Below are 14,013 nucleotides of genomic sequence, written 5' to 3' on the forward strand. Positions count from 1 at the left end.
GCATGTGCGGCCGGGCCCGTGGGAGGATCAGAACTTCATCGTGGCACCGATGAAGAAGCGCCGTCCCATGATGTCGTAGAGCGTGACGTCGGTGTTGGCGTCGCCCACATAGGTCGTTCCGAAAATCGGAGGCTTCTTGTTGAAGAGGTTGTTGATGCCTCCGAACACCGAAAGCCCGCCAGTCACGTCCACATTGCTGGTGAGATCGAAGTACCAGACGGGATCGATGTCGCCGGCGACGGTCGTGACGCCCGAGTAGGGCTTGATCGCGCCGATCATCCGGCCCTGCATCGTCAGTGTCACCGGACCGCTGGCGTAGCGAGCGCTGACATTGAGCTTGAAGTCCGGAATGATGAAACCGCCCGAACCCGAGGAGCAACCGCCCGCATAGTGGCCGGCGCAATCGAGCGGACCGGACGCGCTGGTCGTCTGCAGCGAGCGTTCGAACATCCAGCTGCCCACGGCCTGGAGAGACAGCGACGCATCGCCATCCAGGCTGAGGACGGACGGCAGCGACATGCGATAGTCTGCCTGGACGTCAAGACCGCTGGCCTTCATCGCACCGATGTTGCTCAGGGCAACACGGACATAGTCGATCTGGCCGCTCGGCAGACGCAGGACGTTCTGGCATGCAACGCTTGACGGGCTGAGGCTTGCGGCGCACTCGGCCATGGTCTGGGCGTTGTTGATGCTGGTGATCGCGTCCTCGATCTCCACGTTCCAGTAGTCGACCGTGAGGTTGAGACCCGGCAGGAACGGCGGCGAAACGACCGCACCGATGGTGTAGGTCTTCGACTTCTCTTCCCGGAGATTGGGATTGCCGCCGCTCTCCTGGTTCATGCCCAGCGCCTGCTGCTCGAAGGTGTTGATGTCACCAGCCGGCACGCCGGTGGCGACGCAGAGCGCCTTGAGTTCCGCACTGCGGGTGTCGTTCGTCGACGAGGTCCTTGCGCAGAAGTCGACCGCACCGTTCACATAACCGATGGTCCGCGCGCCATAGAGCTCGGCGATGTTCGGAGCACGAATGGCCTGGTTATAGGCGCCGCGGAAACGGAACCAATGCACTGGCGCATATTCGCCACCGAGCTTCCAGGTGAACACCCCGCCGACGGTCGAGTAATCGGAATAGCGGGCTGCGCCTTCGATCGCCAGCGTGTCGATGAACGGCATGTCCGAGAGCAACGGCACGCGCAGCTCGCCGAACACTTCCTTCACGTCGATCTTGCCGGACAGCGGTGACTGGGAGCTGGGACCATATTCCCCCGCGATATCCTGCGGGCTGGGCACGAAATTGTAGCGGTCCTCGCGATACTCCGCACCGAGCGCCATCGAGACAGGGCCGGCCGGAAGATTGAAGAGGACACCGCTGAGCGAGCCGCCGGCCACGTAACGCTCGAACGTGTCGTGCGAGACCCGGCTTGGCGAAATGAACGCCGCTGCCTCGGGCGAGATCGCTCCTTCGCCGAAGATGTTCACCGGCACGCAACCGAGCGTCTGCGTCTGGCAGACCACCTGCCCGCTCGAATTGATCATCGTGTTCAGGCCGAGACTCAGCCTCGACTGGGAAACGACGCCTTCATAGCGGCTGTCCGTGCGGTTGCGGTGATACTGGAAGAAGGTGTCCCAGTTCCATTTCCCGGCGCCGAGGTCCATGTCGCCCCGGGCACCCAGAGTGACGGCAAGCGAATTGCGCTCGAAGAACGCGTCGCGCGTGCCGACCTCTTCCGCGCGACGGCCCGAGCCGACGACAGCGGCCGTGCCGTCGCCATCCGCATCGAAGATCGCCGCGTTGTTGATGAAGAAATTGCGGACTGACGGGCTCAGGCCCGGGTTGGTCGCATATTGCGGGACCAGCAACGTCTGGGAAGGCGCCCCGGGCGTCACGGGCGTAAACGCATCCGGCGCGAGCCGATACTCGTTGCGGGCGTTCACATAATAGGTCTCGCCGTAGAGCTGGATCCGGTCGGTCACGTCATAATGGGCGAGAGCCGAGAGGCTGATGCGGTCCTGCGGACGTTGCAGCAGCATGTAGGGCGCATAGTTGTACGTGCTTTCCGGTGCACAATAGGCCTGCGGCGTCCCGCTCGAATCGAAGGTGATGCCGGTGACCGAGGTGCAGTTGCCCCCCGGATTCATGTTCACGCCCACGATGGATGCGCGCTGCGCGGCGGTCAGGCCGACGCGCGTGCCGGGCACGTTGCCCGAGCCGGCATAGACCAGCGCACCGTTCACTTCGCCCAGCGGGATGCGCGACCAGGAGCGATCGCTCTGGTCGAACTGGTCCTGCTTCGCCCAGGTGGCGGCAAGCACGACGCCGCTGCGGTCGCTCTGCGTACCCCAGGTGAAGTCGATCTTGTGCGAAGCCGCATCGCCATATTGCGTGATGCCGGTCTGCGCCGTCATCGTCAGACCCTCAAACGTATCGTTGAGGATGAAGTTGACCGCACCGGCAATGGCGTCGGAACCATAGACGGCCGAGGCGCCGCCGGTGATGATCTCGGCGCGCTTGATGAGCGCATCAGGGATGCTCGCGAGGTCGACTTCGCCCGCGGAGCTCGCCGCCACGAAGCGACGCCCGTTGACCAGCACCAGCGTACGGGTCGATCCGAGGCCGCGCAGGTTCGCGGTCAGAATGCCCGAGCCGCCGCCGATGTTCGCCGAGGAGGTGTTGCCCGCCGCAAGCTGCGGGAACTCATTCAGCGTCTTTTCGAGACTGACGTTACCCGACAGGGCAATGTCCTCGGAGCTCATGACAGTGGTCGGACTGGGCGCGGTGAGATCCGTGCGAACCAGTCGGGAACCGGTGATGACAATTTCTTCGCCCGAACCGCCGGCCTGAGGGGCCGCTTCCTCGGTCTGAGCAAAGGACGGCGTGGCGACCAGCAGCAACGCGCCGGTGGTCAGGAGCGTTGAACCCAACGCACGGGAAATGACAGTCGCAGTCGACCCAATACGGACATTCTTAATCACAGGAAGTCCCCTTTCGTTTTTGTTTGCTCCCAAGATTTTTCTTTATTATTCAAAGCAATAAACATTTCCTGGTCAGATATTGATCCAGGCCCATTCCTCGCTCCAGGGCAGGCGGGACATCTGAAGCGATGGCCCGCTGTCCTTCACGATGAATCCGTCAGAGAAGTTGGCGCCCGTGCCCGTCTCGGGATCGAACAGACCGGGCTCGACCGAGAACATCATCCCGGTATCCAGCACGGTATGATCGCCCAGCGCGAGATAAGGCGGCTGGTGGCCTTCCATGCCCTCGCCATGAGCGGGGCGGTGATAGACATATTTCTGGACACCCTGCTCCACCTGGAACTTGTGGATGTCATAGGCGACGTCGGAACATTTCGTGCCCTTGCGCGAAAGGTCCTTCTGCATGAGGCAGGCGTCGCGTGTGACGGTCCAGATCTTCTCCATGTGACCGGTGCGCGGACCGATCATATAGGGGCGGTAGCATTCGCCGCCGCAGCCGCCGATCCGGACGACCCCCGAGACCTGAAGGGCCTGGCCCTTCTGGATGCGATTGTAGAAGAACTGGTTGGGATGGGGATAGCCGGTGGGCTGGCCGGCCCGGCAATTGACCCCGACGGAGATGCCGACTGCATTGTGCGGCTTACCGTCCGGCGCGAGGTCCTTCATCATGATCTCGACGCCGAATTTCCGGGCGGCGTGCGCCACTTCGAAATCCATGAGATCGGTGCCGTGGGTGAGGATGAGGTCGCGAGCGTAAGCGTGGATCTTGTCGAAGTAGCTATAGGCTCTGCGCGTGAGGGCAATTTCGAGCGGCGTCTTGCGCATGCGCATGTAGAGGCAGAGTTGTTCGGCCGAAGCCATCGGAGTGCCGATTTCTTCCCCGACCTTGGTCTGGGCGGTGGGGGTCAGTTCCTTGTCGACAGCGAGCTTCTTGCCCCCATAACCCCTCTTCTTGATATGGCGGAGCATCCAGCGCCAAAGATCGTTAGTGGGCCCTTTCGCTACCTTCCCTTCCTGGACCATCGTGCCTTCGACATCCAGCCAGTCGAAGTACATCTCCCCGCCATCGTCATACCACCAGGACTGAATGAGATCGCGGTCGAGTGCGGGGTAGAACCAGATCGGCGTTCCTGTGGCCGTCGGGATGAAGCAATGGATCATCCGCTCCGTCGTGGTGTGCCAGAGACCAGTGAAGTAGATGATGTTCCACTGGTTGGTGAGGAGTATCCCTTCGAAGCCCTGCTCCTTGAGCATTTCGCAAAGCCGGGATGTTCGTTCCTTGCTCCAGGAAAGAGGCAACCGATCGACCGTGGCAGGCGCCACCTCATCGGGTGGGAGAAACAGCTTGGCGGACTCCGCTCCGGTTACCGAAGCGCCCTTGGCGGGAGCCGGCGCAGCAAGCGCGGGGCTCATTCCCGGCACGGCGGCAAGAGCCGACACGCCAACGCCTTTCATGATGTTGCGTCGCGTGAGCAAGATATTTCCCCTCTTTTCGAATCAGCAGCGAGGGGAAGTATATCGGATATCGTATACTTTGCAATGCGTCGAACCGAGGAATGGGAAGGTTTGTTGAAATTTTATGACGCGTAAGGGCGTTTTTACATTCTAAAAATCGAGACAATCGCCCTGCGGTTGTTCGGGGGTGAATCTAGCCCGTCGCTCAGGGCGCGGGCGCTTCCGCCGACGCGCTCCTCGCCACCCTGACGCGATCCCCCGTCTCGAGAATCTCCGGGGGAGAATCGACCACCTGTTCGTTTCTGGTCAGCCCCGCGACGATCTCGACCATCTGCCCGTCGTCCCGGCCGAGCGTGACCGGCTTCATTCGCACCCTGTCGCCGCGTTCGACGACCGCAACGTGCGGACCACTGGCGCCGAAGATAAGGGCACTGCCCGGCACCCGAACCGTACTGGTCCGGTTTTGAACCGGGATCGTGACTTCGGCATAAGCGCCCGGCTTGAGGGCTCGCTTCGGATTGCCGGCCTGGAACTCGATCCGCACCGACCCGGAACGCCGATCGACCGCGTTGGCACTGCGCACCAGCACCGCCTCGAACGTCTCGCCCGGATATTCAGGCAGTGTCATGCGCGCCTTCAGGCCGGGATGGACAGCACCGCTGTAGCTCTGCGGAAGCTGGACGAAGACGCGCATGCGCGTCACGTCCGCGATCGTATAGAAAGGCCCATCCACGGCGCCACTCGATCGTGCCAGAGCCCCGACCTCGATGGAGCGGCTCGTCACCACGCCATCAAAGGGTGCGACGATATTGGTGAAGCGCTGCAAGGCCTCCAGCCGATGCACGCTAGCGCTCGCGGCTTCGGCAATCGCCGCCTTGGCCGCGAGATCGCCGCTCTTCTCGTCGAGCGCCTGCGCGGAGACCCAGCCATCCTTGCGCATGGAACTCCAGCGCTGCGCGGTCGTCTTGGCCAGTTCCTGATTGGCAAGCGCCGTCCGATGGCCGGCTTTGGCCTCTGCGAGCGCCTGGGCGATTTCGGGTGCGTCGATCCGCGCCAGCACCTGGCCAGCCTTCACGCTTTCGCCGATATCGGCGGACCATGAACGGACATAGCCATCCACCCGGGGATAAAGGGCCGCATAATTATTGGCTTCGAGGACGCCGGGAAGAACGATCTGTCCGGTATCTTTCCCGGGCTGCGGCTTCACCAGCGCGACCGCCGGCAACGCGGCCCGCTCGACATCGGCCCGCTGCTCCGTCGCGCCGAATTGCCGCGCTGCGATACCCGCCGCTGCGATGACCAGCAGGACCGCCGCGCCGGTGAGCGCCATCCGTCTGGCTGTGCGTGCGGGCAGGGCGTCGGGTGTTTCGGGTGGGGTGGCATCATGCATGGGAAAGCTCCAGATCGAGCGCGCTTGCACGCCGCCCGGCGGGCGTATTGCGGTGCAGCAGCGAGAATATGGCCGGAACGAGGAACAGGGTGGCGAAGGTCGCGACGATCAGGCCGCCGATGACCACCCGTCCCAGCGGGGCGTTCTGCTCACCCCCCTCCCCCATCCCGAGCGCGACCGGCGCCATGCCGATGATCATGGCCAGCGCCGTCATGAGCACGGGGCGGAAGCGGACCATGCCCGCCTCCAGCGCCGCCCGGGCGGCATCCGCGCCCTCGGCCAGCCGCTCCCGCGCGAAGCTCACGACCAGCACCGAGTTGGCCGTCGCCACCCCCATGCACATGATCGCGCCAGTCAGCGCCGGGACCGAGAGCGTCGTGCCGGACATGAACAGGATCCAGACAATCCCCGCCAGCGCGCCGGGCAAGGCCGTGATGATGATGAACGGATCGCGCCAGCTCTGGAAGTTGACGACGATCAGCAGGTAGATCAGCACCACGGCGCCCACCAGCCCCAACCCAAGACCACTAAAGGCCGTCTGCATCGTCTCATACTGGCCACGCAGCGCGACCACCGAACCTTTCGGCGCCTCAGGGGCCATGCGGTCGAGGATCGCCTGGATCTCGCCGGCGACGGCGCCGAGATCGCGCCCCTGAATATCGGCATAGATATTGTAGGTCGGCTGGAGATTGTAGGTCGTGAAGATCGGCGCCGTCGCCGCGCGGCTGATGGACGCGACGTTGCCGAGCGTCTGCTGCCCGCCTCCGCCCGACGCCATCGGCAGGTTCCTGAGGTCCGCGAGCGATGCGACATCGCGCTCGGGGGCCTGAGCCACCACCGGATATTGCACGCCGCTGCTCGGATCGATGAAGAAGACCGGCGCCGACTGGCCGGTGCCGGCGAGAATGGTGGACAGGCTGCTCGTGACGTCCTGCGCGGTCATCCCGAACTGACCGATCCGTGAGCGATCGATATCCACCCGGAGTTGCGGCGCATTGGCCGGCTGATCGAGCCGCGCATCCACGAGGCCCGGGACGGTGCGCACAGCCCGGAGCAGAGCCAGCGCATAGCGCCGGTTCGCTTCCCGATCACGCCCGCGCACTTCGATGTTGATGGGGGCCGGCGCGCCGAAGTTCAGCGTCTGGCTCACGATGTCCGCGGGCGGAAAGGAGAATTGGCTACCGGGGAACAGGGACGGCAGCTCGCGCCGCAGCCTCGCGATATGGTCCGCTGTCGGTGCATGACCGGAAGCCAGCTTTATCATGATGTCGCCATCATCCTGCCCGAGCGTGCCGGAATTGTTGTAGACCAGATTGATCCGGCTCGACGGGTTGCCGATCGTATCCGCCATGGATTCCAGTTCGCCCGGCGGGAGGAGACGTTCGACCGCCTGCTCCACGCGCGCGAACAGCACGGATGTCTGCTCGATGCGATAACCGGTCGGTGCGCGCACATGCATGAGGATCTGGCCGGAATCGACGCTGGGAAAGAAATTGCTGCCGAGGAAAGGCAGCAACGCCATCGAGGCGAGGACAAAGCCCATGAACCCCAGGATGAACTTGCGACGCCCCGCGATCGCCGTGGCCAATATGGCGCCATAGCGCGCATGAACGCGTTCGAAGCGATGCTCGAAGCCGCGCTGGAGCCGGACGAACGGATTACGCGATCCTGCCTTGCCGGCGAGATGGGCATCTTCCCCTTTCCCGATCGGGCGGAGCAGATACATGGCCATGGTCGGGACCAGCGTTCTTGAAAGGATGAAGGACGCGATCATCGCGAACACCACGGCCATGGCCATGGGCGCGAACAGATAGCCTGCCACGCCGGGCAGGAAGAACATCGGCAGAAACGCGATGCAGATGCAGAGCAGCGACACGAAGGCGGGCTGAGTGATCTGCGCCGCGCCGTCGAGAATCGCGCGCACCACGCCTTTGCCCTGCTCGAGATGCCAGTTGATGTTCTCGATCGTCACGGTGGCGTCGTCGACAAGGATGCCGATCGCCAGTGCCAGTCCGCCCAGCGTCATGACGTTAAGGGTCTGGCCGAACGCCGCGAGCGTGGCGATGGCTGCGAGCACCGCCAGCGGAATGGAGAGGGCAATGATGACGGTGGGTCGCCAGGAGCCGAGGAACAGCAGGATCATGAGCGACGTCAGCGCTGCGGCGATGAAGCCTTCCCGCACCACGCCGGACACGGCCCGCCTTCACGAACAGCGACTGGTCCCCCATCGGGAGAACCTTGATCGAGTCCGGCAGTCCGGCGAGGATCGAGGGAACCATGCCCTTCACGCCTTCGACGATGGCCAATGTCGACGTCGCGCCGTTCTTGAGCACGGTCAGCAGCACCGAGCGATTGCCGCCGACATGGACGACATTCTCCTGCGGCGCGCTCCCGTCCAGCACATGCGCCACATCGCGCATGTAGATCGTCGCGCCGTTCACCACCTTGACCGGCAGGTCGTTTAGTCCCTCGATCGAGTCCGGCGCATTGTTGAGTCTCACTGCATATTGATTGGCCCCGATCTTCACGAAGCCGGCGGGGCTGATCTGGTTCTGCGCCGCGATGGCCCGGGTGACGTCCACGGCCGAAAGCCCCTTGGACTGGAGCGCCTGCGGGTCGATGTCGATCTCGATCCGCCGCTCCTTCCCGCCCGTGGCGCTCGGCACGGCGGCGCCGGGCACCGTCACCAGCCGGGGTCGAATCTGGTTCTGCCCCAGATCGAGCAACTGCTGCTCCGTCATGCCCTCCCCGGAGACGGCAAGCTGGAGAATGGGGACGGTCGACGCATCGAAATTGAGGATGAGCGGCGCGTTGGTGCCCGGCGGCATATTCTTGATGAGGGTCTGTGAAACCGATGTGACCTGCGCGGTGGCCGTCTGCAGGTCGGCACCGGGATGGAGGAAGATCTTCACCACCGCCTTGCCGCGCAGCGACTTGCTCTCGACATGCTCGATATTGTTGACGGTGGTCGTCAGCGCCCGCTCGAAGGGGGCGATGATGCGGGAGGCCATCTCGTCCGCGGGCAGATTGCCATATTCCCAGGCGACGGCGATCACCGGAATGCGGATCGCGGGAAAGATGTCCACGGGCAGGCGCAGGATCGCCGAGAGGCCCGCAAGCGCGATGAGGATCGCCATCACGATGAACGTAAGGGGCCGCTGCAGCGCGACCTTGACGATCCAGGTCACGGCGAGACACGCTCCGTCATGGCGAGGCCGCCCCGAGTGAATGAAGAGAAGACCCGTATCGGGGCAGCACCGCAACGCCCGGCATTTCCATTCATGATCCGTCCGCGCATTCCCTGGAGTCCCCCTTTCCCGGCCGTCTTCGTGGCCGCCTGGCACCCTTGCGGACCGGCAGCAGCAAGTCTGAGCCTGATCGGCCTGCATTCTCGTCAGGCTCTCCGGCTCCCCCTCCGGTGATAGCACCGGCCCGATCGATAGACAGACTTCGCTGCCGCGTTGACAGGCCGACACAGGAGTATATCGTATACATCGTGCGCATCAAGTCGCTGTTTCAATCGACTGGGAAGCACAGCCGCGACGGTCGCAGGACACGTCAGACCAGAAGCGTTTCCACAGGGGGTTCGCTATGAAGCCATTGAAGGGGTTCCCGTTCAGCCAGTCCATGGCAGCGATCTGCGCCATGGCCGCCGCATTCACGCTCGCACCGGGCAGTGCTGCCGCGCAGGAGAAGAAGGCCGTCGAGGCCGTGCCGGAGCGCGCAGGCGCCTATCCCGCGCCCGCGCGCAATGGCGAAGGCGTTGGGCCATTCCGCAAGATGGTGATTCGCGGCGTGACGCTGATCGACGGCTCGGGCGCTCCACCGCGTGGCCCGGTCGACATCGTGATCGAGAACAATGTCATTGCCGACATCAAGCCCGCCGGAACACCCGGACTGCCGCTCAAGGAAGGGCGCGAGCCGCGCGACTTCGACTATGAACTCGATGCCACGGGCATGTTCATGACGCCCGGCTTCATCGACATGCACGTACATGGATCGAGCGCGGACAAGGCCCCGGATCTCTCCTATTCATACAAGCTGTGGCTCGCGCATGGCGTGACCACCGTGCGCGGCGTCGATCTGGCACCTTTCGAAATCTCGCTCAGCGAGCGCGCACGCTCCGCCCGCAACGAGATCGTCGCCCCGCGCATCTTCGTCTATCAGCGCCCGGGACAGGGAAATGGATGGACCGGCGGACGCGCGAACACGCCCAAAAAGGTCCGCGAATGGATTCGCTGGGCCGCCAAGCAGGGCATCGACGGCATCAAGATTTCGGCCAACGAGGATCAGCCGCCCGAAGTCCTCGTCGCCATCACGGACGAAGCGAAGAAGCTCAATCTCGGCACCGTCGCGCACATCTCGCAGGTCGGCGTCGCCCGCATGAGCGCGCTGGAATTCGGTCGCGCCGGCCTCGGCACGGTGACCCATTATTATGGCCACTTCGAATCCATGCTGAAGAACGGCGCGATCCAGAACTGGCCGGTCGATTACAACTATATGGACGAGCAGGACCGCTTCGGGAACGTCGCCAATCTCGCGGCGGAAAGCGCGGAGCCCGGTTCCGAGCAATGGTGGGATTATCTCAAGGAGCAGAAGGCCAACAACGTCACCTTCGATCCCACGATGACCATCTACGTCGCCGGGCGCGACCTCATGCGCCTGCGCAACGCGGACTGGCATGACAAATATACCATGCCGCAGCTGTGGCAATTCTACCAGTCATCACGCGTGAACCATGGCTCCTATTTCTTCGACTGGACCACGGAAATCGAGGTCAAATGGAAGAATTTCTACCACAAGTTCATGAGATTGCTGAACGATTACAAGACGATCGGCGGGCGCGTGACGACGGGCTCCGACTCCGGCTTCATCTATCAGCCTTATGGCTTTGGCTATATCCAGGAATTGGAACTGCTGCAGGAAGCGGGCTTCAATCCCTCCCAGGTCATCACTGCCGCCACGCTCAACGGCGCCCTGACGCTTTATGAGCCCAAGGGCCAGCCCGTGCCGCCGATCGGGACGGTGCGGGTCGGCAAGCTGGCCGACCTCGTGATCCTCAAGGAAAACCCGCTGCAGAATCTCAAGACCCTGTACGGCACCGGTGCGCTGCGCCTGAACGAGCAGACCCAGCAGCTCGAACGGGTCGGCGGCGTCTCGTACACCGTGAAGGACGGCATCGTTTACGATGCCAAGAAGCTGCTTGCGGACGTCGCGGACATGGTACGCGCCGAGAAGCGCCGCATGGGCATGCCTGAGGAAGGCCTGCCCCATCCCTGAAGGCGCTTGTCGGGGCGTCCACAGCCGGGATCAGGTCAGCAACATCATGATCTGGTCCCGGCGCCCGAGCGGCAGGCGCCGCGCCCGGCTCGCATCGTCAGAGTGCCGGAAGGTCGGCAAAGCGTGCCGGCAGCGTGAAGCCATAGCGGAGCGGATCATCCTCCCGCAGTTGGAACTCCGCGGTGCCGGTATAGCTTGACTGGCCGGCCACGCGGACCCGGCATGTCATGCGCCCATCCGCCTCTTCGGTGGAGACGACCGATGCGCTGAATGCCCCGCCCGTCGGCCCGGCGAAGCGACGGGTCATGCCGGGCGCGATCAGCCCGCGCGCATGATCGCGCGCCAGACGCGCCGTGACGCCGCTGCCGGTCGGGCTGCGATCGATCTGGCCTTCCGCGAAGACACACAGATTGAACGTGGGCTGATCCGGCGCCGCATCATCGATCAGGATCGTGCCATAGAGAAAGGCAAGATCGGGCGCTTCCTCATGGCGGATGTCGAGCTGCGCCCGTCCCGCAGCGGTCATTTGCGTGCCAAGCTCGATCAGTTGCGCCAATGGCGCGTTGAGGAGATCGATGCCGAGCGATGAGCTGGGCAGGATGAGATAATAGGCCCCGCCATAAGCCAGATCGCATGTGACGCGACCCAATCCCGGCACATCCAGCGCGATATCGCGGCCGGCGAGAAAGGCCGACACGCTGACGAAGCTCGTCTCGACGACCTGGCCTTCCCGGATCAGGCATGTCACCTCGACCACGCCGCAGGGCAATTCCAGCCCGAAACTTACATTCCCACCGGATGCGGTCACCTGTCCGCTTTCGACCAGCCACTTGCCCAGTGCGATGGTCGCATGACCGCACATGGTGCTGTATCCCTCATTATGCGTGAAGAGGGCGGCCGCCGCGGCGCCGGGCTGTGTCGGCGCGACGGGGATCACGCCATACATGCCGGCATGACCGCGAGGCTCGAGCATCAGCGCGCGTCGGAGATGGTCATGATGCGCCCGCGCGTCGCGTCGCTTGGCCAGGATGTCGTCGCCAACCAGCGCGGGATAGCCGCCGGTGACGATGCGGACAGGCTCCCCGCATGTGTGCATGTCCAGAACCGAGAGGCGCTCCATCGACTTTTCCCCTTCCCTGCCCCGTGCCAGCTGCGCGATCGCCGATCGCGCTGATAAACGCCGGAAGACTGCTGAGCCAACGTCATTCCGGCCATGACGCGCCGATTTACGTGAAGTCCACCCCCGCCACCTCAGGGCCGATCAGCGAGCCTCAGCCGCACCACCGACTCCGGAGCATCGTGAAGGCGCAGATAGAGGCTGTCCCCCTGCGGACGGGGCAATGAAAGACTGGTGCCGACGAAGCCGTCCGGGACCGTGACTGGCCGCGCGAACAGCGCATCGTCGGCAATCGCGGCGATCACGAACAGGTCGCGTCCCTCCAGGCGACAATCGCCCCCTTCCGAGGGACAAGCGACACGCTCGACGGCAGGCAGGCGGACGATCCGCACCAGCGGCTGCCAGTCACCCGAGACATCGCCCCGGCTCGGCCGGAAACGGATCTCGCCAACAGCGCCCGCACCAAGCAGCGCCTGAGGTTCGATCGTCGCGACGGCGACATCCGTGCCAATGCGCTGCAACTCCCCGTCCGCGACACTCAACCGATGACTGGCAGTGCCATCAGCCGTGGCGATCTCGATCGCGTCCTGCGCGCCGATGCCACCTTTCGCATAACGCAGGGAAAATGTGAGGCGGGCAGCCGGCGGCACAATGTCCTCCGGCAGCTCCAGCGCGAGAGCGTCCGGGACAGCGGGCATGGAGACATTGCGATCGACGACGACCGCACTGGGCCTGGCGGTCGCGATGGTGGCGCGCACATTCGCTGTTCGCCCGTCCCGCATGGTCACACGGGCCTGTGCTTCCCCGGGCTGCGCGGTGATCGGCGCTTCGCTGGCGAGTTCGAGCCGGTCCCCGCCCTTGGCGCGCGCGAGATGTCCTGGCGTGAAGCGGGCCTCGCCGATCTGGAGATGGGCGACCTGATCGAGCCGGGCGCCCGAAAGGACACCGGCCTTGTCTCCTGCATGCAGCAGAAAGCCATCCAGACGACTGGCCTCGCGCAGCGCCTTGAGCGGCAGCACGGTGGGGTTCTCGGCGCCGTAATGCGACACAAGCAAAGTCAGGGACCCCGGCGCCATGTCCTCGAGCGGGAGCGTCACCGTCACGTCCTGCGCCGAGTTGGCTTTCCAGGTCAGGCCCCGCAGCGCGCCCGCCGCATCGCGCAGCTCCACCTTCTCGATGCAGGCCGCGCCCTCGCCGCGCAGCACGAGCGGCTGTTCGCGGCCGACCACGACATTCGTCTGCTCGGCCTTCCACGAAGCGGGCGCGACGGTCTGCACGTGGACCGACGGTCCCTCGAAATCATCGAAGCCCCAGCGCCCGTGCAGCATGGCCTCGCTCACACGTTCCGTGGGTTTGCGATCGCCCGGCGCAGTCACCACAAAGGCACCACGGGCCGGGTCGGGCGACAGCGGCAAGTCCGTGGTCCCGCCGTCTTCGGTCCTGATCCGGAGCGAAAGATCCCCCGCATAGGATGTTGCATAGAACAGCGCTGCGCCCTCGATCGGCAACTCCAGATCAGGCCGATTCAGGCACATCATGCCTTTCGCTCGCGGGCGCAGCACGGGCGGCATCGCAGGGCCGATCGGCGGCATCGGCACCACCAGCACCGAGCGTGGATTCTGGAAGGAGGGCGCTTCGTTGAGCTGCAGCCGGGTCTCGTCTCCCCGCCCGATCGCCAGTGCCGGCAGATATTGATACTGCGCCGTGCGAAACGCGCCGAACAGCTTGGCCAGATCGCGCGCAAGCCCGATATAGGGGCTGTAGTAGCCTGCCCCGGCCTCCCGCGTCGCCGCGATGCGAT

Annotated in this window: 6 protein-coding genes and 1 pseudogene (1 of these 7 cut by a window edge); 1 reads left to right on the forward strand and 6 read right to left on the reverse strand. The window is 64.3% G+C overall.

Annotated elements, in window-relative coordinates; translation table 11 throughout:
* Positions 1–27 precede the first annotated feature (27 nt).
* The 4 genes and pseudogenes from HNP60_RS09060 to HNP60_RS09075 all read right to left on the reverse strand — a co-directional run bounded on the left by HNP60_RS09060 (position 28) and on the right by HNP60_RS09075 (position 9,003).
* Complete coding sequence (locus tag HNP60_RS09060; RefSeq protein ID WP_221414718.1) at positions 28–2,919, reverse strand: TonB-dependent receptor domain-containing protein; 2,892 nt, start codon at positions 2,917–2,919, stop codon at positions 28–30.
* A gap of 123 nt (positions 2,920–3,042) precedes the next feature.
* Positions 3,043–4,425, reverse strand: coding sequence for a M24 family metallopeptidase (locus HNP60_RS09065; RefSeq protein WP_260394798.1), 1,383 nt, complete (start codon positions 4,423–4,425; stop codon positions 3,043–3,045).
* Between the two features lie 205 nt (positions 4,426–4,630).
* Positions 4,631–5,815 (reverse strand): efflux RND transporter periplasmic adaptor subunit, encoded by a 1,185-nt coding sequence (locus HNP60_RS09070; protein WP_260394799.1) that lies wholly within the window; start codon positions 5,813–5,815, stop codon positions 4,631–4,633.
* Positions 5,808–9,003: pseudogene (locus HNP60_RS09075) on the reverse strand (efflux RND transporter permease subunit). The gene HNP60_RS09070 and the pseudogene HNP60_RS09075 overlap by 8 nt, the downstream one beginning before the upstream one ends.
* Before the next feature lie 457 nt (positions 9,004–9,460).
* Here HNP60_RS09075 and HNP60_RS09080 point away from each other — a divergent pair.
* Entirely contained in the window at positions 9,461–11,095 is a 1,635-nt protein-coding gene (locus HNP60_RS09080) for an amidohydrolase family protein (RefSeq protein ID WP_184156979.1), read from the forward strand.
* A gap of 97 nt (positions 11,096–11,192) precedes the next feature.
* Here the strand turns inward: HNP60_RS09080 and HNP60_RS09085 are convergent, their stop codons facing one another.
* Both HNP60_RS09085 and HNP60_RS09090 read right to left on the reverse strand, forming a co-directional pair.
* Complete coding sequence (locus tag HNP60_RS09085) at positions 11,193–12,215, reverse strand: proline racemase family protein (protein WP_184152730.1); 1,023 nt, start codon at positions 12,213–12,215, stop codon at positions 11,193–11,195.
* 131 nt (positions 12,216–12,346) lie between these two features.
* Positions 12,347–14,013: the 3' portion of a hypothetical protein gene (locus HNP60_RS09090; protein ID WP_184152733.1), read on the reverse strand. 718 nt of this gene lie beyond the right edge of the window; the window shows 1,667 of its 2,385 coding nt (coding positions 719–2,385); its start codon lies beyond the right edge, outside the window; it ends in the stop codon at positions 12,347–12,349.

It is taken from the genome of Sphingobium lignivorans (genome assembly GCF_014203955.1).
In the GTDB taxonomy this organism is placed as follows: domain Bacteria; phylum Pseudomonadota; class Alphaproteobacteria; order Sphingomonadales; family Sphingomonadaceae; genus Sphingobium; species Sphingobium lignivorans.

What these genes read in the sequence shown, in the direction of transcription:
- HNP60_RS09070 (WP_260394799.1), bottom strand. Translation starts at nt 5,815, where the DNA reads ATGCATGATGCCACCCCACCCGAAACACCCGACGCCCTGCCCGCACGC.
- HNP60_RS09085 (WP_184152730.1), bottom strand. Translation starts at nt 12,215, where the DNA reads ATGGAGCGCCTCTCGGTTCTGGACATGCACACATGCGGGGAGCCTGTC.
- HNP60_RS09080 (WP_184156979.1), top strand. Translation starts at nt 9,461, where the DNA reads ATGGCCGCCGCATTCACGCTCGCACCGGGCAGTGCTGCCGCGCAGGAG.
- HNP60_RS09065 (WP_260394798.1), bottom strand. Translation starts at nt 4,425, where the DNA reads ATGAAAGGCGTTGGCGTGTCGGCTCTTGCCGCCGTGCCGGGAATGAGC.